The organism is Anaeromassilibacillus sp. SJQ-5 (genome assembly GCF_054108045.1).
The window spans coordinates 569,104-594,895 of record NZ_JBPJWQ010000001.1 but is presented as its reverse complement, the minus strand read 5'-3'; the positions used below and the strand labels follow the sequence as shown (position 1 = coordinate 594,895).

Sequence of the window (25,792 nt, the reverse complement as noted above, 5' to 3'; positions counted from 1 at the left end):
TGCCTTCTCCTTTCTATGCCGTCGTCAGTCCTCCACCGTGACCTCGATCATTCCCTTGAGGCGGTTGGCCGGAATCCACAGGCGCTGTGCCTTCAGGATGTCGTTATACCGGCCCTCCGCGGGCTCGCCGTCCACTGTAAACCGGCGTTTCCCGGCCCCGGTCTGCTTGTACCGGATGCGCACCACCGCGCCCTTCACCGGCACCTCCGCCGTGAAAGCGCCGAAGGGGCAGTAGGCGGCGGGCTGCACCCACACGCCGTCGTATTCGGGGCGGACGCCCGCCACAAACCGGACAAGCAACTTGAGGGTCACGTTGGAGCTACCCGTCTGCCAGTCCATCATGGACTGGCCGTCCACATTCTTCTCCGGGTTATAGCCGTACGAGTTGGGCATGACGTACGGGGACACCGAAATGGTGTCGTGCGTCATGGGCAGGGACTTGATCAGCTCCTGCCAGGCCGCCTCGGGGCTGCCCATACGGAACAGGGCCATCACGCCGAACACCGACGCGTGGATATACGGCGCGCCGTTTTCCGCCGTGCCGGCGGGCAGCTTCGGGATCCGTCCCACGCCCTTGGCGTCCGGTTCAAAATGAGGCTCGAAGGTGCGCAGGCCGTATTTGGAATCCAGCGCCAGGATGTCCTTCTCGATAACGCCGCGCAGACCGGTATCCCGATCGTACAGGCCGCTGAGCACCCAGAACGCGTTGGAGGTCAGGCTGCGTCTGGCCACCCCGTCCGGGTCGTTCCAGCCGCCCACGTGATAAGACAACTCGTCGCCCCAGCCGTGGCTGATGCGGGCCTGTCCCTCGTCGTTGTACACGATGCCGTATTTCTGCAGCCCGGCGGCCAGCCGGTCGGCCCTTTCGGAATAGTCGGTGATGGTGTCCGAGTATTTGTCCGCGTTGAGCAGGGAGAGCAGGGCCATCATCTCGTTGAGGTTCTGCCATACCTGGGACGCGGCCATCACCGACACGCCGCTGCCGTATTCCTTGTCCGGATCCCGGCTGGTTCCCAGCCCGTCCAGCGCGTCGTTCCAATCGCCGAACAGCACCCGGATGCAGCCGGTTCGCGGATCGGTCTTGTCCAACAGCCAGTTCATGATCCGCAGCATGTGATCGAGAACCGTATCCTGCTCCTCGCTCTTTTTGACCAGCCGCTTTTTTTCGTCCACGATTTCATAGTACCCGCAGACCTCGCCCAAGAAGCCGAAGTCCCCGGTCAGCTTGAGATAAGTCACGATGGTGGAAATCACCCACACACCCTGATCGATGAAGGGGCGCAGATCCATGGCGGGCGCCGCGCCCTCCCGCACCGGCAGCGCGTATTGGCGAGGGCACCGCCCGGAGGGATCGGTGAAGCTGAGCGCTTCAAGCATCTTGGCGCGGGCCGCCTCGGGCTGCCAAATCATATAGCCCTCCAGCGCCTGGAACACGTCCCGGATGCCGATGAGCGATCCGGCGCTGAGCTGAATATAGCCCTTGATGGTGGCGCAAAACTCCACCTGCTTCTTGAGCTGTTCGACAAACGCGTTCATCACTTCGGCGGACAGGCTGTCTTCCTTCCCGTCCTCGAAGGTCATGGTCAAGCCGCCGCTTTTGGCCTCCTCGGCCTGTATCAGAGCGGCCAAATCCGCGTCGAAAGCGGCGGGAGCGGGCCGCAGGGCCCGCAGCTCTTCCACCGCTCCGCCATTCTCACAGTGGACGCGGTAAGCGAAGGCGCTGTCCACCCGAAGGGAGGCCCCGGCCGGCATGGTCAGGCGCAGGATGTCCCCGCAGATCCCCACCTCGGTGAAGGTGGTGACCGTCGGCGCCGCACCGAAGGTGCCGGCCAGCACGCCCCGGGGATGATGCAGGCTCGAACGGGCGCCGCCCACATAAGCGGCCCGGGAGGTGGTCTCCTCATGCCCCTTCAGCGCCGCGCCGCCGTTCAGGGTCAGCGTCCGGGTCAGCACGCCGTAGTTGGAAACCTGCCGGGTGCGGCTGATGCTCTCGTTGCACCGCACCACGAAATCAGGCAGGCTCTCGCCCGCCGCCACGCTCACCTCGCGGAACCAACGGTTTTCCCCGTTTTCAAACACATCGTGCAGCAAAAAGGGGTTGCAGTAGGAGGAAATAAAGAAATCGATTTCTTTTTCAGTTAAATTTTCTACCCCCAGCGTGAAACGAGTGGTTCGGTCACCGGTCACATACACGCGCACGCTCAAGCGCAGTCCCTCGGCCTCGCACATATAGGTCACAAAGGATTTGTTGAACACGGTATACCGCACCGCGTCGTCCTCCGTTTCCGGCACCGCCAGCAGAGGGACAATTTTATTGCCCGCCTCGGTCGGGAAGCCCGCAAACCAGCACAGCTTGGGCTCCTGCCCCTCGGCGCTGCGCAGAAAAGGGGAGAAAATGCCCTCGTTGCTGTGCATATACCCGGAGGTGTACGCCCAGAAATTGAAGCCGTCGCTGCCATAAGGATACCGGCAGTCCCCGTCGTCCCGCGGACGGGTAAAGATCTCCTTGTCTCCGGCGAACCAGGCCCGCCCGGGCAGGGCGGCGGCGTCCAATTCTCTCGCCGATGCACTCGCGGCCATAGCCGCCAGCCGGGCGGCGTTTTTTAATGCGTTCATTTGCCATACACCTCCGCGTATTTCGGGAGTACGTGGGGCTGCAGGGCGATCCAGCGCTTCACATCATGGATGGCGAAGCCGAACGCATCATAGGTTTCCGCCACGTCCCGCATAATGGTCTGCAAGCACTTGTACATGTAGATTTTGCCTTCCTCAAAATAGGAAATCGCGCAGTTGCCGTCCTCCCGGCGCGCCTCGTCCAGATCCATGGTCTCGCAGCCGATCATCAGATGCTTGCCAGTCTTCTTGGCGATTTCCACATTGGGCATCACCACACGGTACTGCCCCTCGGCCGTGTCGCTGTACGCCATGATCCCCACTGCTTCGCAGTAACGGAAAATGGTTTCGGTCAGAGAGCAATCGTTTTCTGCGTCATGGAATTTGCCGAACCAGGCGGGAATATCCCATTCCAGCTGCAAGCCGCGCTTATCCGCCTGCGCCCTGGCGTCCCGGATAAGCTCCACAAAGCGGGGTATGTAGCCTTCCATGCCGTCCCGCTTGACCTCCGGCAGTACGTGGGGCTCCACGTCCAGATGGAGAGAGTAAAACTGAGGGCCGTCTCCGCACAGAGCATTGATGGCGTCCACCCGCTCCAGATACTCCTGATACGGCCGCCGTTTATCCGGCATAATCCAGACCGGATCGCCCGACAGGGCGGCGGCACGGATGCCATACGCGGCGCAGTGCCGGATAAGATCCGCGTACCGGGCGTCGGTTACGTCCCGGTTGATGGAAAAATACAGCTCGGTCACGTGGTTTTTCCGGCAGAACCGGAACAGCTCGTCGGGATTGACCACATAATAGGAAACATTCCAGACCCAGGAGCCCAGCGGACGTCCTAAATTCAGATACGGTTGGTCTGTCATCGTCTTGTTCACGCCTTTCTGACTATCGCGGGCCCGATCCCAGAGTCCGGGACGGCCTCATGGACCGCCCCGGACACAGGGAACATTGCCTTGATTACTTGCGCTTACGGGTCAGCAGCACGCCGCCCAGGGCCAACACACCCAGCACCGGCAGCGCCAGAGGCAGGCTGTGTCCGGTCGTGGGGTTAGAGGGGTTGCCATTGTCCCCGCTGGTGGAGCTGTTGTCGCCACCGGTGGAGCTATTGTCGCCAGGTTCGGAGGGAGTGGGAGCGGGCTTGGGATTGTCGGGATCCTCATAGTCTTCCTGGCCGTCAAAGGCTTTCCAGAACTTCAGATCGTCGATGTAGTAGTCGGGGAACGCAGCGCCGTCCGCGTCACTCTCCCAGAGTTCGTTCTGGCCGCGAAATCGCAGAGAAATATAGCCCTGCGTATACTCCGGAATCTCATTGCCTTGATACTGCAGATAGCCGTCCAGATCGTCGTAGGCAACGCCGACAAAGGTCCACTCATTCGTGATCTCGACAGGTTCCGCTTCATACACGCCGGCCGGATCTCCCAGAGCGCTGATATACAGTTGAGGGGTCACGGTCATCACGTCGCCGGGGTTCTTGGTACGCAGCCAGGCGGAGAAATAGTATTTGCCGCCTCCCTGACTCTTGATAACCTCGGTCAAGGTGAAAGCCGCCGCATTGTACTTACTGGTTCGATCCGAAATCAGCAGGCAGTTGTTACCGCCATGCGCGATATTTTTGTCGGTAATCAGGGTGTACTTGGGATGCCCACCCTCAACGTCGGCCTCAGACCAGATGTAATCGTTGGCAGTGAAGCTTTCCAGATCGCCATAGGGAGCAATCAAATTAGCCTTATTCTCATACTTGAATTCCGGAACAAACGCATTTTTTTCCGGGGGCAGCGCGTCAAAAGCCGCGCGAGCCGCGTCCAGCTTGGTTTTGGCGGCCGCGACAGTCGCTTTCTGCTCAGCGGAAAGCGAATCCAAATTCAGACCTTCATACAGGGATTCCGCCGCCGTGATGGCCACCTCGTCGCCGCGGGTAATCGCATCCGCCGCCGGCAGATCCTCAACGGCTTTGACAAACGCCGCCACGGCGTCAGCCACGGGCCGCGGGCCCATAACTTTGAAATCATCCACATAGAAATTGGCCGTGTCTTCGGTAGCCAGACGGATGGACGCCCAAGTGGCGCCGAAGGGATCGAAGTTACCCGCGTCGGCACTGCCGTTAATCAGGAAGGGCAAATACTCACCCGGTACATCAATGCCAACCTCGGTCCACTCTTCGCCGACCTCCACATAACCGCCGCTGCGGGGCAGAATATAGCCGTTGCCCATGGTGGCGCTAAGGCTGCAGCCGAAAATGGGCTGCACCTTGATGGTGCCCGTCTCCGCGCGCACCCACACAGAGATATAATAATGCTCGTCTTTGCTCAGCTTGCCAACGCTGTTTACGACATCTTTCAAATCAACCGCGATGCTCTGCTGTACGCCGGGGCGATTGGTAATATGCAGGGCGCCGGTGCCGTTATGCACGATCGTCGTGTCCACAGCGGACAGGGTTTCCTTTTCCACCGTGGCGGCAACCAGGGGCTCACCGGTGGCGGCATCATTGCTGGTGGCCACATACCAGGCATCGCCTTCGGCCTTCTGGGTATTGTAATAATTGGCATCCTCGACTTTGGCGTTGAAATCGCCGTCTTTAAGGATGTTGGTTCCGATTTCCGTGACGGAAGCCGGCGCCCCGTCGTTGGGAACGAACCAGAGCGTCACGTCGTCGATGGAATACCCGCCGTCATAGGGCGTCTGCGCCCCACTTTCCGTGGTGAACGCCAGGAAATAGAACTTGGCCCAGGTTAAAGCCGCCGGATCAAAGGCGCCGTTAACCAGGGAAAAATCCATGTAGGAGCCATCCCGTTTTTTCCCGATAGTCGTCCATTCATCCGTTACGGCGAAGCGTGTACCGCCTCCGGTCTGAAGCTGCATCCCGCCAGAGCCCTGAATAAACGGAACGAAATACGCGGTTTCATCCGGATTGTCCAACTTGATACGCGCGCTGATATAATATTTACCCGCGGCGCCGTTGGCCTTCAGCTGTTCCTTGACATTCTGCATCACCGTCGCGCTGCGCTTATTTGCCTCTCGATCGGTAAGGTGCAGATAGGCATTGACCGAATCGGCGATGGACACCGGCGTAATGGTGGCTTTCTTGCCGGCGTCGCTCTCATTCGCAGAGAACGGCGCGTCCATCCCATTCTCGAACCCGCTTTCCACCAGAGTAACCGTAGGCCGCACCTTGGCCGTGTCCTCTGCCGAAACGCCGGTGACCGCCAGGCCGCCGCACAGCAGCGCCGCGGACAGGGCCACGCTCAAAAATCGTTTCATCCATAATCCTCCTTACTTGTGTTTCCTATTTCTTACCGGCGGCTCGCCGGCGCCCACATGGAGCGTCGGCGGCCGGCCGGTTCTTGCCGATTAGTGCTTGCGGAACTTGAACCAGTAGAGAGCGAATCCGCCGCCGCCCAGAACCACGACCGCCGCGACGACGATGCCGACGATGGCGCCCACGCCCAGTCCGCCGCCGTCCTCCTTGTTCTCCGGCGCGGTGGTTGTCGCCGAGCCGCTGGAAGCCTCATTGGTCGGGGCGGTGGTAACGGCTTCCTCCGTGGAAACGGTGGAATCGGTGGGCGCGCTGCTGTCCGCAGGGGCCAGGGTTGTGTTGGAAGACTCGTTCTTAGTAGTGCCGCCGCCCTTGGTGGTGGTGGTCGTGTTTTCCGGCTTCTTGGTGGTGGTGCCGCTGCTGGGCTGCGGCAGTTCTTTAATCAGCTGGGACGCGTCGTCCACTTTCCAAATCACAATATCGTCCACGTAGAAATCGCCGTTGGTCTGTACGATTTTCTCATTGGTGTCCGCGGGATTGGCCTTGGGGTTCTTAGTGATAAACTTCAAAGCCGACCAAGTGGATACGCCATTACGGGGCGCGTAAATGCCGGATTTGGTACTGTCCTCAATGAAGGGGACGTAATAGGTCTTACCATCCACGACCGCGATGCCGATTTGAGTCCAGGCGTCGCCCTTGACCTCAAAATAGGTCTGGCCGGGCAGCCATACTTCGGCAGAACCGCCGTACTGTAGCTGCAGCCAGAAGTACTGGGTGACGGAAGGATCCACATTACGAACCCATGCGGAAATAAAGTACGTATCGGTCTTCTTGCTGTTGGAAGCATCCTTGACGAACTTTTCGGCAATATCAATGCCGATGTCTTTATAGGTCAAGGTGTTGTAGCCCATCGGGTTGCCATCCGCGCTCTTGCCGCGGGCGGAGACCTTCAGCGCCTTTTTGCCGGAATGTGCCACATTGCTGACCACCTCGATTTTGGCCGGAGAAATCGAGGTATCGTCCGGCTCGGTAGCGGCAAATTTTCCAATCATGCCCTCGTCGTTGAGCGTATCTGACTCAAAGTCCTGATAGGTTAGTACCCCGGCGTCATTCTTTCCGGGAACCTTGGTCGCGTAGCCCTTGGGCGGATCCTTTTCCAGCGGGGCGGCCGCCGTGGGGATCGCCATCAGACTGGCCGTCGTCAAGAGCGACAGAAACACAATGGCGCCCTTTCGAAACAGGGTGTTTTTCATAGCTGCTGTTCCTCCTTTTTCATCGGGTTACAAGTTTATTATCGCACGGCTGCGTGGGGTTCTCTTTGCATAATTTATCGGAGATTTCCCCTATCCTATGAAACCGCCTCAACCCTCGGCCGGGCCGGCCGGAACCAGCACCGCCTCGTCGGCCCACAGGGTGCCGCCGCCGTTGTTGCGCAGGGTGACCCGCACCTTTTTCGCCTGGGAGGGCGGTGTCAATTGAAGGGTATGCTGCCAGGTGCCGGTGTTCTCCAGCTTTTCGGTCACCACCGATTTTTCCAGCAGGGAATTGCCAAAGGCGTCGGTGTACTCCACCTCCAACACCGCGTCCGTCTTTTTGGAGGAGTTTTTGGTGTTGACCGTCAGGGTGTACTTCACCTTGGACGAGATACCGGAAACCAGCTGGGCCAGGCTGCCGCCCTTGCCGATGGCCGCGCTACCCTTGCCATCGGTAGCGTGCTCCGTGGAGGCTGCCGCCTCCCCCTCCGCCGTCCAGCCCTCGAGCCCGTCCTCAAAGCTGCCGTTTGCGAAGAAATTGTTGACCGGCAGCGGAGAGGTTTGGGAAGGATAGGTATGCTCCAGCCCCTCCATGTCGAACTCCAGGTTTTCCCGTGGATTGGCCTCCCACCCCGTTTCGTCGTAGGGGGTGAACCGGAACCAGTCCACATACATGTAATTGCGCTCGAAATCCGCCACGCCGGCCCACCCCTTCGGGAACCATACCCCGATGGTGAAATAGCCTTTGACGGTGGGAATGTTCCGGCGGCTGGTGACCAGCTTTTCCCCATCGATGTAGTAATCGATGCGCGGATCCGCCGGATCGGTGTGCCAGTCGAAGCGGTAGGTGTGCCAGTCGCCGTCGTTGTTGGCAATGGTCTTGGTCTTCACCGAGGCCATTTTTTCCTCGGTGATGTAGTTGGTCATGCCGGCATAATCGAAGCTGTACTTGCTGGGTCCGGGCAGCTCGATGTCGATCTCATGGTTTCGGCTCCCGTCGTTGAAAAAGGTCCAGATGGCGCTGCACCCGCCGAACCGGGGCATCACCTTCATTTTCACCTCGTAGCTGCCGGGGCCGAAATAGTAATGGCTGCGCACGATGGCACCGGTACGCGTGCCGGTGGTGGCCGGCCGGCCCCCGTCGCTCATCCCCATGATGTCGCCCTTGTACAGGTCGCCGTTGGCGGCCAGCACCAGGATGCCGTCCTTGGTGTAGCTGACGTTCCGGCTGGTCACTCCCCGGTTGTCGTAGCCCCATTTGGTGTCCGGCACCGTCCAGATCTCCGGATTCACGCCGTTGGTGAAATCGTCGAACAGCGACCCGTCCTCCTGCCAGAGCTCTGGATAGGTCTCGCTGCGTTGTACCGGCGTTTCCTCCACCTTTTCAGGCAGCCGATCCTGCGCCAGGGGATCCGCCGCGCACCCCGCCGCCGTCATGACGAGCGCGGCCGCCAGCGTCCCGCACAGCATTCGCTTACGCATGGCCGTTTCCTCCCTTTCATAACGGTCATCACCCCACGATACCGGTGCGTTCCACCGATTGGATGAAGAACTTCTGGCAGAATACATAGAGAACCAGCAGCGGGATAATCGCCAGGAGGGTGGCCGTCGCCCGCAGGATGGACTGATAGGCCATCTGAGCGGCCAGGGATACGACGCTGCCGCTGCTCTGCTGGATGTCCGCCAGGGCGTATCCCAGGCTGTCCAGCGTTTTGGCAATGGTCTGGAAGCTGCTGTAGAACAGGTTGGTGTAGGTGTTTTCCCCCCACTGCCAGACAAAGGAGAAGAGGAAAATGGTTACCATAATCGGGATGGCGCTTTTAAGCATGATGGAAGTGAAGGTCTTGTAGGGTCCGGCGCCGTCGATGGCCGCCGCCTCGTCGATCTCCCGCGGCACCCCCCGGAAGAACTGGCGGGCCAGGAAAATATACAGCCCGCAGCGGGGGGCCACCCCGGTCAGCCCCAGGGCGATGAACGGCGCGAAGCTGCCCAGCATGCCCATCGCTTTGAAATTGAGGTATTGCGGGGTCAGAATAACCTGGGTGGGCACCACCATGCACAGCACCACCAGGGCGAACAGAATCCCCCGCCCCTTGAAGTGGAACCGGGCGAACCCGTATCCCACCACCGTGCAGGACAATGCCTGCAGCAGAGACACCACCGTGCACAGCCCCACCGTGTTGAGCAGCAGCTTGCCGTAGTTGATATAGGTGGCGGCCTCCAGGTAGTTTTCCGGGGTGAAATGCTTGGCGATGACCTTAACCGTCCGGTCATACAGGTCGGTCTCGTCCATGAAGGACATGGAAATCTTGGTCAGCAGGGGATACAGGATGGTAAAGCAAATACCGACGATGAACACCGTGCGGAACAGGGCCAGCATCCATTTCGCCGCCGTCTTCTTGCTGAGCAGCTTGCGAAGCCTCGGATTGCGGATGCGGGGGGTGGACAGGCTGTTATTCATGATAGAACACCCTCCTCTGCAGCACGGCGAACACGATGCCCAGCACCGCGAATATCGCGATGAAGTACACCCAGGCCGCGCTGGACGCGACGCCGAAATTTTTCAGCCCCATCAGGTCGCTGCGGATTCTGGCTATCAGCGGATTGCTCAGGTTGGTGAAAGAGTCGATGATGGTGTACACCACGTTGAGCAGGATGTACGGCCCGCACATGGGGAACGTGATTTTCCAGAAATTCACCCATGCGGTGGCCCCCTCGATGTTGGAGGACTCGAACAGGGACGGCGAGATGGTGTTCAGGCCGCCGATGAAGATGATGATCTGCAGGCCCGACTTGATGATGATGTCGTAAATTCCCGCCGTGGCGGTGCTGATGAAATCCACCATCTCCGTGGGCAGGCTGTCGGCAAACAGCGTGGTGATAAGCCCGGAAGCCGAAAACGTCTGCTGCATGCTGTTGGCCGCCGAGGCGGTGTCCCGGTCCATCATCATGCTGATGACGCTGTTGGAATCCATGGTCGCCAGCACGCCGGTGGACACGATGACCGGCAGGAAAAAGATGGCCCGCGCAAAGGTGCGTCCGTGGAATTCCTTGCTGAGAATCAGCGCCGAGAAGAAGCTGAACGGCACCACGACGATGGTGTCCCGCAGAGTCATGATGAAGGAGTTGACGATCCGCTGCCGGAAATCGGTGTCGATGGTGAGAATGTACTGGTAGTTGTAAAGCCCCTTGGGTACCAGCGTGTACCCGTTTTCCACGATTTTAATGTCGTTGAAGCTGAAAATAAAAGACTGAATGAGCGGGATGAGCATAAACGCGGCAAATCCCACCAGAAACGGGGCGATGAACACATAACCGGTGCGGTTCCGCCTGGTCATCAGGTCGGAACGCCGCCGCCCGGCGCTTTTCTTCTCCTTGCCCATGTTCAGCCCTCCTTCTCTGCCAGGAGCCAGCCGGCCGCGGGCACGGTGCCCGCGTCGGTGGCCGCCTCCGATTGGTTATAGTTGATATACAGGCTCTTGCCGCCCTCGTAATCCACCCGCACGACCCCGTCGGTCAGCTGCGTGTGCCCCACCATGGCGCGGCCGTAAACCGGCGAGAGCGCCTCGATGAGCTGGCTGCCCACTTCCTTAATCCGCGGCTCCAGCGTATCGAAGTTGACGGCGAAAAGCTCGTCGTACGCCGTGTCCTTGACCTCCGAATTGGCGGCCGCGATGGCCGACACATACATGGCCGAACCGGTCTCGATGCACTTGAGCAGGTAGTACCGGTCGTCCGCCGCCCGGTTAAGCTCCTCGGCGGCATACTGGACGCTGCCGGACAGCACCATCTGGGTAAAGGGCACCGACCGGCTGAGCATCGGATGGGTGTTGCAGTCGGTGGGAATCGCCACCGCCACGTCGAGCAGGGGCAGCGCGTAGGCGTTGACCCCGGTGGAGAGAATTCCGTAGCCCGCGTCCCGCAGCTTCTGCATGACCTCCACTGAATAGGCGGCGGCCGCGTTGCGGGTCATGAAGGCGTCCTTATTGAAGTTGCTGGACAGATCCGCCCCGATGTACGGCAGGCTGAACCCGCTGAGTCCCTTTCCCTTGACCGCCTTCAGGAAACTGTCCACGTGCCCCGCCATCCGGGTGGGCTCGAGAATGTATCCAAACAGCCCATCCGCGTCGGGAACAAAGGTGGCCTTGTTGTAGGCGGGCTTGTAAGCCGATTCACTGGTGATAAACCGCACCACATCCTTTGATGAGCTGAACTCGTCGAACAGCTTGTCGCGGTAGACGTACTGGAAATCCGCATCGGGGAACAGCCGGGCATTCATGCCCTGCAGCTTGTCGGCCAGGGCCCCAAGTCCCTTTGCTCCGCCCAGCTTGCCCTCCGGGTCAAATCCGGTCAGTACCGAGGACTTCAGCCCTCCCTTGCGCCATCCGGAATACCGGATGACCAGCCGGTCTCCGCCGAAGGCTTCGGCCAGCCGGTCGGCGATGTCCCCCGCCTGAGAGAAGGTGGTCAGCGGCCGCAGGATCTCCCGCGGGATCCCCAATACCGGCGCCTTATCATCGATGGCCCCCACCAGGTTGACCATCACCGGCAGGGTGGAGCCAGCGCTGCCCGTCAGCTTGCCTTCCTTCTGCAGGCGGGTCCGGTAGGTCGCCGCCACGTCCGTCCATTGGTTCCGGCTCTTGTCCAGGAAGGTGTAATCCACCGCGATGTCATCCTCGATGGACTTGTCGGGGTAGCTGTTGACCGTGTTGGTGTCGGTGTTCGTCAGCTTCACCTGGGCGTAATCCAGCAGCTTGAACCGGGCGCCGATGGCCCCGATATCCTGTTCGGAGCCCCGGGCCGCCGCGTACAGCGACGCCGTGGCATCCGCCTGGCCGATGACGGCCAGCATGGCGCCCTCCTCGGCGGTGATGCCGTATACCGGCAGGTACAGATTCTTTTTCACCGCCGCCTGGGACAGCTGGTACAGGGCGTAATCCCGCCCGTAGAACCCTTCGGCGTACTCCGCCGTGTTGCCGGATCGCACCTGGCTTAGATGGATGATAGCACCCGACCCGTCGGGCACCACCGCCTGGCTGTTGGTCAGCCCAGCGGCCGTGTTCATAAAGGGCAGCAGCGTCACCGTGTCCAGCTTCAGGTTGGACGTCACCCGGATATCCGCCACCGGAATGCGAACATTCAGCCTCCCGTCGGCCAGGGTGTACTCCACCGGCAGCAGGAAGTTGCCCTTGGCCTTGTCAGGGTCGGTGTACCCCACGGCCGCGTGATCCGCGTCCCGCATCTCCTGGGTGTATGCCAGCTTGGTGAAATACGCCGTAATCCGGTTGGTTTCCAGCGCCGACGGCGATTGCTTGAGCGCGTAGATGTGCTGGACTTCTTTGATCTTCGTGTATTGCTCCTCGAGGTTTTTCAGCGCCTGCTGATCGGTCACCGTGTCGTAATTGACCTCGAGGTAGTACCGCTTCATGTTGTTCTGTTCCGCCTTGGTCAGCCCCTCGAGCAGCTCGTCGAACCGCTCCTTGGTCAGCACCTGGGGATACAGCGGCGTCTTGACCACCTGGCCGAAATGGTATTCCACCCGCACGCCGTTCTGGATGGACTGGATGGTGTACTGCCCGTATTTGACGCTGTCGTCGAAGGCGTTCATCTGCTTGGAGGTCTCGGCCGAATCAATGGCCGTGACCAGCAGCGGTGAGGAATACCGCCCCAGGGAGGACGCGTTGAGATCCAGCCGGTTCTGCGGGTTGGAGAACCACACCGTCCCGTCGGCGGTCTTGACGGCGATCTCGGTGGTTTTCTCGTTCATATACAGGGTCAGCCCGCCTTGGGAGGCCACCTGCTTCATTTGCTCGAGCCCCAGCATCTCCTTGGTCTGGGTGATGGGATCGCCGGTCTTCCATTGCTGTACATCCGCCGCTGGCAGCTCGGTGAATAGAAGCGCCATCTCGCCGCAGCCCGCGAAAGACAGTACCGTCACAGCCGCCAGAAGAACGGCAAGCGCACGGAAAATTCGATTGGTTCGCATGTCGTCACATCCTCAGCTGAATTTCGGTAAAGATTCCGGCCACATAGCTGAACAGCTTGTCGAATATGCTGGCGAACAGCAGCGCCAGAAAAACGATGAAAGCCATGCCCGCCACGGTCAGAATGATGGAAAATACGTTTTTGGTCACCGTGAACTGGTGAACGGTCAGGATGCCGCAGAACAGCAGCAGCGCCGTGAACGCCACACCCAGGCCGGTGACGATGCCGATGAAGGTGCTTTCGTCCGCCGTCATGAAACGGCTCATAATCACCCCAATGAAAGTGGCGATGGTGTAGGGCACCGTCGCGTAGCAGGTCGCCATGAAAATATCCACGAATCGGCCCTCCCCGTCCATCAGGACGGTGATGGACCAGTTGGCCACGCACCAGAGCAAGACCGGTATCACCACGCCGCAGATTTGCCGGATGACGTTGAATTCCTTCAGGTTGACCTCGTTGAAAATGAATCCGGTATACTGGCTCTGGCAGATGAAGGCCAGCACCAGCAGCACCAGCAGCAGCAGGCAGGAAACCACGTTGCCCTGGTTTTCAAACCGCATTTCATAGAAGCCCCGGATGGGATGGGTCATGATGGTGAAGGAGTAGCGCAGCCCTTTTCCTATCTTCTTCAAGGGTCATTCCTCCTCCCTCTCCAGCTGCCGGTTTTCCGTTTGGTTCGTATCTTCACGGCGGCCAGGATGCCGACCGCCAGCACCGCCACCGCCACGGCGGCGGGCGCAAACCACTTGGCCACCACGGTCTTGCGGTATTCCTTGTAAGCCCGCGAATACCAGTCGGTGTTGTTGCCCAGCTTGAACAGCCGCATGGCCTCTTTATAATCGCCGTCCCGGTAGGAGGCCTTGCCCAGTCCCGAATACGCCATGTCGTAGTTGGCATTCTGCGTAAGCGCCTCACTCCACAGCTCGGCGGACTTTTTATAGTCGCCGCCTTCCTGCCAGGCGATGGCCTCGGCCACCGTGTCGCCGAAGCCGGTGCGCCGGAACATGGTGATGGCCCGGGTGTTGCTGTCCAGCACATACAGGCAGTCGTCCAGCTGCGCCAAGGACGCCGGGGTGCGGAACCCTCCCGCCGTCACGTCCGGCCCGCCGAAGGCGTACAGCAGATACCCCTCGGAATCGTAGGTGAACAGCCGGCTGCGGGTGCTGTCCAGCACCGTGTAGGTGCCGTCCGGCCCGTTGGCCACGTCCACGAATTTGGATGTCCCGATGTAAGGAGAATCGATGTTGTCCGTGTCCCCCACAAATTCCCGGTCGCCCGACGGCGGGCCGAAGCCCTTGCGCCGCAGGATGTCCTTGCCCAGCATGTTCAGCCGGCGCACCAGCGCGCCCTGCTCGGTGCCCTTGCCGCTGCGCAGCTCGGAAACCACCACCTTTCCGTCGATGGCGGCGGAGGTGGCGAAAATAAAGTCCTCGTCGTCCAGGGACACGTTGTTGTATTCGATGGGCACGAAATCGGACATCCGTTCCAGCTGCGCCTGGGTGGACAGCTTTTTCCAGATGACCTCGATGGGGTTGGCGTTGACCTTGCCGGCGGCGAGGAAGCCCTCGAACTTGCCGTCCGGGTCAAACTCCACGATGCCCTCGTTGACGTTGATAGCCACCACATGGATCCGCCCTGAGGAATCCACCACCAGCTTGGACGGCCGGTAGCGTTCCACGAAATCGGCGTCGATGATGGCGCTGTCTTCGCTCGACGGGGCGGCGATGATTCTCTTGAGCTTGCCGGCCGCGTCCATGTGGATGATCTGCTTGGAGGTGCCGTCCGCCACATAGATATCGTTTTCCGCCGTGATGAAAACGCCAAGAGGCTCTTTAAAGGCCACCGTCTGGCCGTCCGCGTCGATGTAGCCGCTGAAGCTGCCGACCACCTGCAGGTTTTTGTCCAGCTTGACCACCCGGTTGTCGGCTGCGGTGTCGCCGCTGGCCGCGATATACAGATAGCCGTCCGCGGAGGCGAACATATCGTTGGGCTTTTTAAAATCGCCGACGCCCAAGTCCACGCCGGTGACCACCTTTTCCACCGTGTACGGATCGGGGCAGGCGATCGGATCCCCCCACCGGCTGTAGGTGTAGCTGCGGAAGGACAGCTCCGGCGCGTATACCTTGGCGCCGGCCTCCTCCGCCGCCGCGGGAACGGCTCCCAGAAGCAGCAGCGCCGCCAGGGCGGCGGGCGCCCCCCTGCGGAGGAAAGCCGCTAGTTTACTCATCGGTCATTCCTCCTATTCCTTGATGCCCGACGTGGACATGGTGTCCAGAATTTGGCTCTGGCTGAAAATAAAAATCAAAATCGGCACGCTCATCAGGATGAGTCCCACCGCCGAGGCCGCGCCCGCCCGGGCGAAGCCGCCCGCCATGATCTGGTTGAGGGCGTAGGGCAGGGGCTTGAGCTCCTCGCTGCGGATGAGCACGCCGCCCGTGGAGTTCCACAGGGTCTGGGACGAGAAGATGATGAGGGTCAGCCACGCCGGCTTGACCGTGGGCATGACGATTTTAAAGAAGATCCGCAGCTCTCCCGCCCCGTCGATCTTGGCCGCCTCCAGGATGGAGTCGTGCACCGTCACCATGAACTGCTTCATCAGGAACAGCCCCAGGGACGAGCCGATGGCCGGGATGATTAGCGCGAGATAGGTGTCCACGAACCCGATGCCCGACATGATGACGAAGTTGGGGATGGAGGTGACCGTCGGGGAAAACATCAGGGTCATGACCACCAGGCCGAAAAAGGCGTTCCGCCCGTAAAACCGGTGCTTTTCCAGCACGTAAGCCGCCATGGAGGCGAAAATCACGTGCAGGCCGGTGCCCGCCACCGTGATGAACAGGGTGTTGAAGAAATACCGGGTGATGGGCACCCAGGAGTTGTTCATCACCGTCATCAGGTCCTTCAGATTGTCCAGCGTCGGGTTCTGCACGAAGAACCGGGGCGGCGAAAGGTACAGCTCGTCGATGGGCTTGAACGCGTTGCAGACCACGTAAACCAGTGGGATGGCCATGAAAATGGCCAGAATGGTCAGAAACAGGATATTGCATATATCACCAGCCAGGCTGCGGGTACTCCGCACGCCCAGCAGCTTGCGGAAAAACCGGTAGACAGCGCTGCCCGCGCGGGCCAGTCCGCGGCCCATCGTGCCGAAAACCGTCCCTGCCGGGTGAGGCTTTTTCACATTGGCTTCCATGTCGGGCTCCATTTCTCCGGCGGCCTTGCGACCGATTGTCGCACGCGGTGCCGGTCATTCACAGTATTCTCATTCGAAGCAGGGGGCGCTTGCCTACCGGCCGACCCGCTCGAGCAGCAGGTTGATAAGCTTCCGGCACACGAGCATCATCAGGAAGAGCACCGCCGCTATGGCGGAGGCGTATCCCATCTCAAACCGCTGGTAGCCGTAGTCCCACATGTGGTTGACCATGGTGTGCGCGGCGTATTCGGTGGAGGGGAAGCCCGCGAGCGCCACCGTGACCTCATGGATGGAGAAAGCGCTGGTGATGCTCATGACCGCGCCGAACAGCAGCTGCGGCTTCATCATGGGCAGGGTCACGTACCACAGCTCCTGCCACCGGTTGCGCAGGCCGTCGATGGCGGCCGCCTCGTAAAACTGCTTGTCGATGTTTTTAAACCCGGCCACGAAGGACAGGAAGCCCGCGCCCATGCTGCCCCACAGCACGCACAAAATGATGACGATTTTGATGTACTGGGGATCGGTCAGCCATTCGATGGGGTCGGTGATGAACCCCAGGTTGATGAGCGCGCCGTTGACATAGCCGTAAATGTCGCCGGAAAACAGGGTGCCGAAGATGACGTAAACCGATCCGGCGATGGTGGGCGAATAGAAAATCAGCACGAACAGGGTGCGCAGGAAGGGAGACAGCTCGTTGATGAGCCACGCCACCACGAAGGAGAGCAGGTATCCGCCCGGCCCGGTGATGACCGCGAACACCAGGGTGTTCTGCAAAGCCGTCAGGAACACGTCGTCCCGGGTGAACAGGCGGATGTAGTTTTCAAACCCCACCCAGCGCACCGGCTCGAAAATGTTGTTGTAGGTAAAGCTGTAGAAAACGCTGGCCAGCACCGGCAGCACCGTGAAGGTGATAAACACCGCCGCGAAAGGCAGCAGGAACGCATAGGATACCCGGTCGTGCCACAGCTTGCGCCCCACCCGGCCCAGCCGGCTTTGGGGCTTGTTGGTTTGCAGGGACATCGAACGTACCTCCTATCGTTTTTCGGTGGGCAGGCCAAACTCGGTCCGCTTGTCGTAAATCTCGTCGTTGATGATCCGGGCGTACTGCAGGATGGTCTCCCGCGGCTCGTCCGCGTCCTCCTTGATGCACACCGCCCGGAAAGCGTTGTTGATGTGCCGGGGGGTGTAGTAGCTGCCGGGCACCTCGGGCACGCCCTTGGCCCAGGCCGCCTGGGCCTGCAAGACCTTGAAGTCCCGGGTGGACCAGGGCAGCTGCTTCATAGCCTCCACGTTGGCGGAGGGATACCGGGCGGAGGTGCCCAGCAGGCTTTCCATTTCTCTCGAATAGGATACCTGGGTGTCGGTGTCCGTCCACCATTTCATGAAGTCCCAGGCCGCCGCCTTGTCCTGCGCGGTGGACAGCATGATGCAGGCCGATACCGAGGAGCGCACCGAGTGATCCACCGTCCCGTCGTCCTTCTTGGTGCCGGGCACCACGCTCATCTGCCACAGCCCCTTGATTTCAGGGGCAGACACGATCAGCTGGTTGTACAGGGTCATGTCGGCGATGACGATGGGGGACTCGCCGGTGCGGAAGCGGTTGGCGATGTTGAAGTTGGTGGGCAGGCCGTAGCTGGTGTAGAACTTGGTCCAGAACTTGAAGGCCTCCACCGCGGTTTCGCTGTCCAGAGCGGTGGCGATGCCCCCATCCTTATAGAACTGGCCGCCCCGCTGGTAAACGAACATGGCGAAGGTGGTCATGCCCACGCTGACGTCGGCGCCCACGCTCGTACCGGTGTCCATCAGGAAGCTCATGTTCTTTTTCTGCAGCACCGGCAGATACTTGATCACGTCCTCCCAGGTCCAGGGGTTATCCAGGGAGGGCGCAGGGATCCCCAGCTCGGAGAGAATGTCCGTGCGATAGAACATGACCGGATAGGTCTCCTGCTCCGGCAGGCCGTACACCCCGCCGTTGAAGCTCAAGGGCGTCAGGGCGCTCTCCCGGAACCGGGCGGTCACCCTCTCGAAATCGGCGGCGTCCGCCACCGTCTTCAAATCCACCGCCGCCTTACGGGTGGCGTAGTTGATGGGCAGCTGCATCCCGGCGTGCATCAGCACGTCCGGCCCGTTGCCCGCCGCCACAGAGGGCAGAATGGCGTCCGCCTGCACGATTTGCAGGTTGACCCCCACCGTTTTGCCGGCGGTCAGCTTGCTGTTCGGGGTGTAGGTGGAGCGGATCAGATCGTTGAGGATGGTGGCCTGATCCCGGCCGGTGGTGGACCACACCGTCAGCTGGGTGTCGGTGGCTCCGCCGGTGCCGGACAGGGAGTTGTAGTCCTCCACAAAGGACGCCGCGAACATCTGGAACATGTACCCCGCCATTTGAAAGAAGTTGGCATCCGCCTTGGGCAGGGGCTCGCTGGGGGCTGCGATGGTCACCGTGTCCACGTCCAGCGGCAGGCTCTTGGCATCCAGCATCCAGGTGTTGAGGGCGGCGATGTTGTCCTTGAAATACCGCAGCCGCTTGGAGATTTCCCGGGGATCCTTATGGAACTCCCGCAGCTGGGTCGCCATTTTCCGCAGGCTGGCCAGCTCGCTGCCGGAGAAGCCGGCGATTTCCTGGATGTCGCTGGCAATGGCCTCCAGCTTCTCCGCCTGCGTCAGCATCTGCTCGATGGTGTCGGGAATCTGCTTATCCAGGTTGTAATCGCGCATGGTGTCGGGGGTGGAGCCGATGATCATCAGCAGCTCCCGATAAATGTCGTTGAGCACCGAGACCGATTCCTGGGTGCGGCCCAAGGTGTCGCCGAAATCGCCCAAGGTCACGGTCATGGACATCGTGTAGGTCTTGCCCGCCTCAAAGTAGAACTTGCAGGCCTCGTCCCCCGCCGACACGGTGTAGATAATCCAGCCGTTGTGGTAGGTAAAGCGCAGGTCCTGGGCCTCCGCGAAGGGGATTTCCCCGTTGATTTTCAGGGTACGGGTGGCGTAAAAGCCCCGCTTGTAGTTCTGCCGGGTGCGCAGCCGGATTTCATACAGTCCCGTCTGGGTGGGGGTGAACTCCCAGGCGATTTCCTTGCCGGGGCTGGACCAGGTGTTGCCGCCGATGTTGTTCAGGCTGATTTTCGCCCCCTTGAAGGGGGTGGTGGCGGGCGATACCCGGTCGGAGGCCGCCACAATGGTGGCGTCGTTCTTCCACGCCGGCAGCTCTGCCTGTATCAGCGGCAGAGAAACGGTGGCGTCCTTCGCCCCCGCGTGCTGCGCCTTGTACTGGGCGTAGGTGGGCAGCTCGGTGGCCGGCTGCAAGGTAATGGAGCGGATATGTACGCTCTCGCGGGAAGCATACAGGGTCAGCGTGTTTTCTGCCTCGATGGGGAACAGCAGGGCCCGGGTGTGAAAGCCGGAGCTGTCCTCCGCCGTATAAGTCAGCCAATCCCGTTCCTCTTTGGTGATTTCCTCCTGGGAGGGCCGGATATCGTTGCCGTTGAGATCCGTCTCAATTTTTCCACCCTTGTCCCGCCAGCGGCGGGTGAGCACCAGGCTGCCCGCCTCCTGGAAGGGCAGCTTGCCGCCCAGGCGGACGCCCAGCTCCACATCCCGGGAGCGGCCCGCCACCGGGTCGTATTCAATGACCAGATTATACAGCCCCGGCTGTCCCTGGAAGGCTACCGTCAGGCTGCCCTCCTCGTCCAGCAGGACGCTGTCCGTCCCGGCCGTGAATTTGCCCTCTCCCGCCGCCAGCATGCCGCTGTCCAGGCGGATGGCCTGCCCGGCGGCCGGGGCGGCGTTTTCATCCGTGATGTTGTGGTCTTTGAGAAACGCCGTATAGGTGGGGGCCGCGGCGATTTCCTCGCCGGTCACCTCGGCGTTGTCGCCGGCCGGGGCGGTCTCCCCGCGCCCGGCGGTCTCTTGCGCCGCGGCGGAGAAAGCCGTTCCCGTCAAGGAGAGCAGCAGCGCGGCGCTGAGCAGCAGGGTCAACATTTTACGCGGCATATCGGAACCGTGCCTTTCCGCGGTTTTCCTTCCGACCATCCAACTCGTTTCTAGTAATCGCTTACTTTCAGAGGTCGCTGGCCGCAAGGAAAACCGCCAAAATTGTTTCCCGGAGCAAAACGCCGCCCTCCGCCGTTTGGAGGAGGGCGGCGTACCTGTCCGGACTATAAGCTGTCGGGCTATTTTTGCTCGTTGAGTACCGCTGTGTAGGAGCTGTCGTCAATCACGGCCTGATACCGGTTCTTGGCTTCGGAGAGAATCGACTGGGGGGTGCCGGCGTTGTCCATGAAGCTGCCGGCCAGTTCCATCATGGCCTCCCGCAGACCCACGCGGCACACGCCGTTGGATTTGATCTTGTTGTTGAACATCAGGTCGGTGTACACCTCCACCGACGCCTCGTCGGGGAACAGGGACTCGCCGGTGTTGCGCACCCGCTCCTCCTTGGTGTAGCCGTCGTCGGAGGGATCCATCAGGTCGCGGTAAACCAACAGCGCGGCCTGGGCCTTCTCATTGCTGATGGAGGCGGGGATGAAGTAGGAGTTACCGCCGTAGCTCTCGTCCACAAAGCCGGTGGAATCCGGGCCCTGGGGGAAGTAGGTCAGGCCGTAATCCTCGTTGGTGCCATTTTCGGTCATGACGTCGCGGATGTACTCGATAACCCATTCTTCTGCTCGGAACAGCCCCACCTTACCGTTGGCGAAAGCGTCCACGGTGACCTTCCAGTCGCCGCCGGCCGGCCGCAGATAGATGGTCTTGTCGGTGTTGAGCATCTTGTTAAAGACTTCCAGCCCCGCCAGAGATTTCGGGGAATCCATGGTGAACTTGGGCGGGTTGGAGCTGTAGTCGATGAGATCCGCGCCGTTGTTGACGGCGAAGGCGGTCATCAGCCAGTAGGAATCCATGGTGGACAGGCCCCACTGCACCGTGTTGCCCGACGCGTCCAGCTTGGTCAGCTTGCGGGCGTACTCTTCCAGCGTGGCGTAATCCCACTTGCCGCCGCCCTTAATCAGCTCGTTGGGATCTTTCAGCCCGGCCTCCTTGAGCAGCCGCTTGTTGTACAGCATGCCGGACTGGATGGTGTTGGCCTTCTTGGAGAAGCCGTAGATCGTATTGCCATAGGTGGTTTCGTCCACGATGAAGTCGTTCCAGGTGCCGTCCTTAAAGTCGATACCCACGGATTTGGCCACCGCGCCCGCGTCCTTGACGGCGCCTGCCTTAATCCAGTCGGTGATCATCCAGGGGAAGGAGTACATGATGTCGCCGTAGGGCTCGCCGCTCATGATGACGCTCGCCATGTTGTCCCAATAGGGGCCGGAATCGATCTTGACCCATTCGAAATCGACGTGGTATTTCTGCTTAACCTTATCGATTTTGGCAATGAGCGCGTCGGTAGCCGCGTCCTTGCCGGGGGTCAAATCCTTGCCCCATGTGTCGGCGAAGGTGATTTTCATGCCGCCGAAGTCGTAGCTCTGCTCCTCCTTCGAGGGGGTGCTGGATCCGCCCTTGTTGTTGTCGCCGCAGGACGCCGCCATGGCGGTGAGAAACAGCGCCGAGGCAGTGGCCGCGAGTATACGGGTGATAGCCAGTTTCATTTCGTTTTCCTCCAGTTCTGTATAGATAAGTCGAAGGGTTCCCTTTGTATGCGCCAGGCAGTTTGAAACCGCCGCATGGGACTTAATCGTCTGCGGGTTTATCGGCCTTATCCGGCCCGCCGCATTCCTTGCGGTAACGGGAGGGGGACATCCCCATGCCGTTGTTGAAAGCCTTAATGAAGTTGGAAATGCTGAAGAAGCCGCATTCCTCCGCGATGTCGATGATTTTCTTGTCCGTGTTCTGCAGCAGGTCGGCGGCGTTCTGCAGCCGGATGCGGGCGAGGTACTCCATGGGCGGAATCCCGTAAGTCTCGCGGAAGACCGAGCTGAAATTCGGTACGCTCATGTTGGCCTCCCGGGCCAAATCCGCCAAGGTGATTTTCTGATCGTAATGCTGGTAAGTGTAGTTGACCGCCGGAGCCAGCCGTTCCTTGTTCCGGGTCTCCCGGATAGAACCCAGGGTGTCGCCCCGCCGTTCGGTCTCCCGCTTGAGCTGGGCCGCCAGCTGCCACAGCATAGCCACCGCCATGATCGGCGAACTGGTCTCCCCTGCCTCGGCCGCCCGCCAGATGGTGTCCACCGTGGCCATGACCTCGCCGTAGCAGGCGTCCTTTTCGGTAATCAGCTCACACCCGCGGGCCAGGGCCTGCATGGGGGCCAGAGCCTCCCGCCCAAGGGTGTAGGCGTAGGAGCTGCTGAACAGCCGCCGGTCGAAGACGATGAGGTTGGCCAGAATATTTTCCGAGGCGGTGAATGTGTAGCTCTCTCCACTGCCCAGAAGCAGCAGGCTGCCGCTGTTCACCTCGGTGGAGATGCTGCCCAGCGCGATATGGCCGCTGCCCCGCTGGACGCGGCAGATGGCCAGGATATTTTCCGGTTTATTCTCCGCTGCGATGCGGGCGTAATCCGAGAAGGAGAGCGGCATGGAGCCGCCGCAGGCGATGGATATGCATTTTGTGAACACCACCATGCCGTTTACATCCACTTTCGATCACCTCCGGTTGCGCTTAAACGCTGGCCCCTTTTGTACAAACCACGGGTCTGGGGTCTCCATTATAATGTATAAAAGTTACGATATGTCCTGGCAAATCTATACAAAGAGAAGAAAATGGTTCCTGAAGCCTTCAGAAATCGTTTTCTGCCTTGCTATTAAAAATTTTTCCAGTCGCTTCTGACCTGTTCGGCACGTCTGTTTTGTCCCAATTTTTCTTACATATTGGTCCGTCTCGGCGTTTCGTTCGGCTTTTGGATGAAGGTTCCGGAAAATGATAGTAAACGTTTTCTGTTTCCCATGAAAAAGGTAGGAATACGGTGGAACGTACTCCTTTTTACCCTCCCTTTGAGGGGATCTGGTCATATTACACATTTATTATAGCGAATCCGTCCGGTTTTTGCTTAGCATATCTTATGAAAAACTTCTATTATTCAGTGACACCGCCTGATTTTGTCGAAATTTTTCAAACATTTCCGCACGGTTTTGGGCCGGAGGGGGGTGGCGTTCGCAGGAAACCGCGCCGGTTTCGCACATTTTCGCACCGAAAGAGCCGCCGGGCGGCCGCCCCTCCCCCGCCCGCGGCGATCCGGAAGCGGATGCCGGCCTTCCCCGCATGACGATGCGTGGCGCGGGGAAGGCGTTCGGAGGGCCGGCGGCGGATCGGGGCACGAGTGGTTCAAAGTCAGGGGCGGCGACGGCTCAGGATTCGGGCGGAGCGGAATCAGGGGCGGCGGGCGACCGATTCCCGTTCCACCAGCTTGGGCTTGAAGCGGACGGTCTCCAGGGGAGCCGCCGGATCGGCGAAGCTTTTGGTCAGCAGCTCGATGGCCTTCGCGCCGATCTCCCGGGTACACTGATCGACGGTGGTCAACGCGGGGGTGATCATCTCGGACAGGGCCAGGTTGTCAAACCCAAGCACCGACACGTCCTGGGGCACCCGGATGCCCCGGCGCTGGAGGGCGCGGATGGCCCCGAGAGCCATCATGTCATTGATGCAGAATATCGCTGTGGGAGGGGTATCCAGCTGCATCAGCTTTTCGGCCAGGCGGCTGCCGATGTTGAACTCGTAGACATTCTCGTCATCCCGCTCATAGTCGGAAATCCGCAGATGATCGGCGTCCAGCTCGATGCCGCTCTCCTTGAGGCCCGCGAGAAAGCCGTCCAGCCGCTGGCGGCGGCTGGCGTAGGTCAGGGGCGGGCTGATGAAGGCGATATCCCGGTGGCCCATGCCCACCAGATACCGGGCGGCCATATAACCGCCGCCGTAATAGTTGAAGCAGACCCGGTGGGTGGGGGTGTGCAGGGGCTGCTCGATGGCCACCACCGTCACATCGTCGGTATTGACCTCCTCAATCCAGGAGGTGTCGTCGCTGACGGTGGAGATGATGATGCCCTTGACCTGCTTCTGCAGCAGGGAGAGAAACTGCTTTTTCTCATATTCCGGGTTTCGGTAGGAATTGCAGAGCAGCACGTTATAGCCGCTGTGAATCAGGGAGTCGTTGATACCCGCGATGAGGCCGGGGTAATAGAAATTGGAGATGTTGGGGATGATCACCCCCACCTCGTCGGTCCGGTTGGATTTGAGATACCGGCCCAGCATATTGGGCTTATATTTCAGCTCCCTGACGGAGGCCTGCACCCTGGTGCGCAGCTCGGCGCTCACCGGATAATCCACATTGTTGACGATGCGGGACACCGTCGCCACCGACACGCCGCAGTGCTTGGCCACGTCATAGATGGTCACCTTTTTCTCCGCCATGCTCCTCTCCCTTTCTTTGGTTTCTAGTTTCTTCCAGTCAGTAACCCATCTATGCAGGAGAACAGCAACCGTTTACTGTTCCCGGGGAATCCAGCCCCGCTCTCGTGGGAGCGGGGCTGCCGTACGCGGGCGGGGCGATCAGTCCTTGAGGGAATACCAGACGGAGGCCTGATGCACGGCGAGACCGAAGTTCCCGTCGGGAATGGATTCCTTCAGGGACGCGTGCACCTTGGCCATTTCCTCCACCATGACGGCCTTGCCCTCTTCCATGAAGGAGACCTGATCCCCTTCGGAGGATTTGGTTTCCACGCCGAGGATCACCTTATGCCCGTACTGCTTGGCAAACGCGATTTCCTCCTTGGCCACGTCCAGGATTTTGGCCGCGGTGTCCCGGTAGGACATGATGGCGATGGTATCGCAGGTCTTGGCCATCAGCTCGGCCAGGACGACGTCCTTGCCCTCCCCGTCCTTGACCACGTCGGTCATCCAGAAGGGAATGTCCCATTCCAGCAGGGTGCCGGCGGCCTTGGCGGCGGGGGCGGCTTTTTTCAGGGTGAAATCGGCAAAGAGCTGCATGACCTTGGCCCGGCCCTCTTCCCCGGTCTTGAAATCGGGGTGCTGGTGCGGCTCCACGTCCAGATGCATGGAATAGAATTTCTCATCCTCCGCGGCGGCGGCCTGGTAGGCCTTGAACTTTTCCACATAGGCCTCGAAGCCGGTGCTGTCGGGATTGATCCAGGCATAGTCGCCGGTGAGGGCGGCCACCCGCATCCCCATCTGCCCCGCCTTCTTGACAAAGGCCCGCACGTCGGCAAAGGTGGCCTTGGCATTGGACGCCTCGGACATGCCGTCGATACACAGGTAGATCTCGCTGACCGCGTTCTCCTGCAGGAATTTCAGCTGGGCGTCGGCGGACTTGACGGTGGCCACCTGCCACCACCAGACGCCCAGGGTATCCGTATCCCCCTGCTTCCGGAAATCGACGGTGGTGTTCTTCGCCGGGGCGGCCGTGGTGGCCGGGGCGGAGGAAGGCGCCTGCGAGGCGGCGCCGGAGGAAGCCCCCTCCCCGGAGGCGCAGCCTCCCAACAGAGCGGCGCAGGCTATGGCGGCGCCGGCCAGGGCGGACGCCAGACGAATGCTTTTCATAAAAA

At 60.4% G+C, this 25,792-nt stretch carries 17 protein-coding genes; all 17 read right to left on the bottom strand.

Going from position 1 to position 25,792, the window contains the following annotated elements:
- Positions 1–24: 24 nt before the first annotated feature.
- The 17 genes from ACSAMM_RS02400 to ACSAMM_RS02320 all read right to left on the bottom strand — a co-directional run bounded on the left by ACSAMM_RS02400 (position 25) and on the right by ACSAMM_RS02320 (position 25,787).
- Complete coding sequence (locus tag ACSAMM_RS02400; RefSeq protein ID WP_457789502.1) at positions 25–2,616, bottom strand: GH36-type glycosyl hydrolase domain-containing protein; 2,592 nt, start codon at positions 2,614–2,616, stop codon at positions 25–27.
- On the bottom strand, positions 2,613–3,482 hold the full coding sequence (locus ACSAMM_RS02395) for a hypothetical protein (protein ID WP_178720958.1): 870 nt from the start codon (positions 3,480–3,482) through the stop codon (positions 2,613–2,615). Before ACSAMM_RS02395 ends, ACSAMM_RS02400 begins: the two co-directional genes overlap by 4 nt.
- A 94-nt stretch (positions 3,483–3,576) precedes the next feature.
- Positions 3,577–5,877, bottom strand: a complete 2,301-nt coding sequence (locus ACSAMM_RS02390; RefSeq protein ID WP_178720956.1) for a hypothetical protein — start codon at positions 5,875–5,877, stop codon at positions 3,577–3,579.
- 90 nt (positions 5,878–5,967) lie between these two features.
- Positions 5,968–7,125 carry a hypothetical protein gene (locus ACSAMM_RS02385; protein ID WP_457789500.1) on the bottom strand — a complete coding sequence of 386 codons (1,158 nt, stop codon included), beginning with the start codon at positions 7,123–7,125 and terminating at the stop codon, positions 5,968–5,970.
- A 108-nt stretch (positions 7,126–7,233) separates the two neighbouring features.
- Complete coding sequence (locus ACSAMM_RS02380) at positions 7,234–8,607, bottom strand: glycoside hydrolase family 16 protein (protein WP_457789498.1); 1,374 nt, start codon at positions 8,605–8,607, stop codon at positions 7,234–7,236.
- 28 nt (positions 8,608–8,635) lie between these two features.
- The gene (locus ACSAMM_RS02375) at positions 8,636–9,586 is read right to left on the bottom strand and encodes an ABC transporter permease subunit (RefSeq protein ID WP_178720950.1); all 951 of its coding nucleotides are present in this window, start codon (positions 9,584–9,586) and stop codon (positions 8,636–8,638) included.
- Positions 9,579–10,508 (bottom strand): sugar ABC transporter permease, encoded by a 930-nt coding sequence (locus ACSAMM_RS02370; protein ID WP_178720948.1) that lies wholly within the window; start codon positions 10,506–10,508, stop codon positions 9,579–9,581. The genes ACSAMM_RS02375 and ACSAMM_RS02370 overlap by 8 nt, the downstream gene beginning before the upstream one ends.
- 2 nt (positions 10,509–10,510) lie before the next feature.
- On the bottom strand, positions 10,511–13,111 hold the full coding sequence (locus tag ACSAMM_RS02365; RefSeq protein ID WP_457789497.1) for a DUF5696 domain-containing protein: 2,601 nt from the start codon (positions 13,109–13,111) through the stop codon (positions 10,511–10,513).
- Positions 13,112–13,115: 4 nt separating this feature from the next.
- Positions 13,116–13,742, bottom strand: coding sequence for a YIP1 family protein (locus ACSAMM_RS02360; protein ID WP_178722675.1), 627 nt, complete (start codon positions 13,740–13,742; stop codon positions 13,116–13,118).
- Positions 13,739–15,337, bottom strand: coding sequence for a hypothetical protein (locus ACSAMM_RS02355; protein ID WP_457789496.1), 1,599 nt, complete (start codon positions 15,335–15,337; stop codon positions 13,739–13,741). The genes ACSAMM_RS02360 and ACSAMM_RS02355 overlap by 4 nt, the downstream gene beginning before the upstream one ends.
- A gap of 12 nt (positions 15,338–15,349) precedes the next feature.
- Entirely contained in the window at positions 15,350–16,303 is a 954-nt protein-coding gene (locus tag ACSAMM_RS02350; protein WP_457789494.1) for a carbohydrate ABC transporter permease, read from the bottom strand.
- 93 nt (positions 16,304–16,396) lie between these two features.
- On the bottom strand, positions 16,397–17,323 hold the full coding sequence (locus ACSAMM_RS02345; RefSeq protein WP_178722671.1) for an ABC transporter permease subunit: 927 nt from the start codon (positions 17,321–17,323) through the stop codon (positions 16,397–16,399).
- Positions 17,324–17,335: 12 nt separating this feature from the next.
- Complete coding sequence (locus ACSAMM_RS02340; protein ID WP_457789492.1) at positions 17,336–20,296, bottom strand: extracellular solute-binding protein; 2,961 nt, start codon at positions 20,294–20,296, stop codon at positions 17,336–17,338.
- A gap of 179 nt (positions 20,297–20,475) precedes the next feature.
- Complete coding sequence (locus ACSAMM_RS02335) at positions 20,476–21,888, bottom strand: ABC transporter substrate-binding protein (RefSeq protein ID WP_457789490.1); 1,413 nt, start codon at positions 21,886–21,888, stop codon at positions 20,476–20,478.
- Positions 21,889–21,970: 82 nt separating this feature from the next.
- Positions 21,971–22,873: a helix-turn-helix domain-containing protein gene (locus tag ACSAMM_RS02330; protein WP_178722665.1), complete on the bottom strand. Its 903-nt coding sequence runs from the start codon at positions 22,871–22,873 to the stop codon at positions 21,971–21,973.
- A 730-nt stretch (positions 22,874–23,603) separates the two neighbouring features.
- A complete protein-coding gene (locus tag ACSAMM_RS02325; protein WP_178722663.1) occupies positions 23,604–24,641 on the bottom strand; it encodes a substrate-binding domain-containing protein in 1,038 nt (345 codons plus the stop codon).
- A 138-nt stretch (positions 24,642–24,779) separates the two neighbouring features.
- Positions 24,780–25,787 carry a hypothetical protein gene (locus tag ACSAMM_RS02320; protein ID WP_457789489.1) on the bottom strand — a complete coding sequence of 336 codons (1,008 nt, stop codon included), beginning with the start codon at positions 25,785–25,787 and terminating at the stop codon, positions 24,780–24,782.
- Positions 25,788–25,792 lie beyond the last annotated feature (5 nt).

Coding starts and splice junctions, on each gene's coding strand:
- ACSAMM_RS02400 (WP_457789502.1), bottom strand. CDS start 2,616: ATGAACGCATTAAAAAACGCCGCCCGGCTGGCGGCTATGGCCGCGAGT.
- ACSAMM_RS02395 (WP_178720958.1), bottom strand. CDS start 3,482: ATGACAGACCAACCGTATCTGAATTTAGGACGTCCGCTGGGCTCCTGG.
- ACSAMM_RS02390 (WP_178720956.1), bottom strand. CDS start 5,877: ATGAAACGATTTTTGAGCGTGGCCCTGTCCGCGGCGCTGCTGTGCGGC.
- ACSAMM_RS02385 (WP_457789500.1), bottom strand. CDS start 7,125: ATGAAAAACACCCTGTTTCGAAAGGGCGCCATTGTGTTTCTGTCGCTC.
- ACSAMM_RS02380 (WP_457789498.1), bottom strand. CDS start 8,607: ATGCGTAAGCGAATGCTGTGCGGGACGCTGGCGGCCGCGCTCGTCATG.
- ACSAMM_RS02375 (WP_178720950.1), bottom strand. CDS start 9,586: ATGAATAACAGCCTGTCCACCCCCCGCATCCGCAATCCGAGGCTTCGC.
- ACSAMM_RS02370 (WP_178720948.1), bottom strand. CDS start 10,508: ATGGGCAAGGAGAAGAAAAGCGCCGGGCGGCGGCGTTCCGACCTGATG.
- ACSAMM_RS02365 (WP_457789497.1), bottom strand. CDS start 13,111: ATGCGAACCAATCGAATTTTCCGTGCGCTTGCCGTTCTTCTGGCGGCT.
- ACSAMM_RS02355 (WP_457789496.1), bottom strand. CDS start 15,337: ATGAGTAAACTAGCGGCTTTCCTCCGCAGGGGGGCGCCCGCCGCCCTG.
- ACSAMM_RS02350 (WP_457789494.1), bottom strand. CDS start 16,303: ATGGAAGCCAATGTGAAAAAGCCTCACCCGGCAGGGACGGTTTTCGGC.
- ACSAMM_RS02345 (WP_178722671.1), bottom strand. CDS start 17,323: ATGTCCCTGCAAACCAACAAGCCCCAAAGCCGGCTGGGCCGGGTGGGG.
- ACSAMM_RS02340 (WP_457789492.1), bottom strand. CDS start 20,296: ATGCCGCGTAAAATGTTGACCCTGCTGCTCAGCGCCGCGCTGCTGCTC.
- ACSAMM_RS02335 (WP_457789490.1), bottom strand. CDS start 21,888: ATGAAACTGGCTATCACCCGTATACTCGCGGCCACTGCCTCGGCGCTG.
- ACSAMM_RS02325 (WP_178722663.1), bottom strand. CDS start 24,641: ATGGCGGAGAAAAAGGTGACCATCTATGACGTGGCCAAGCACTGCGGC.
- ACSAMM_RS02320 (WP_457789489.1), bottom strand. CDS start 25,787: ATGAAAAGCATTCGTCTGGCGTCCGCCCTGGCCGGCGCCGCCATAGCC.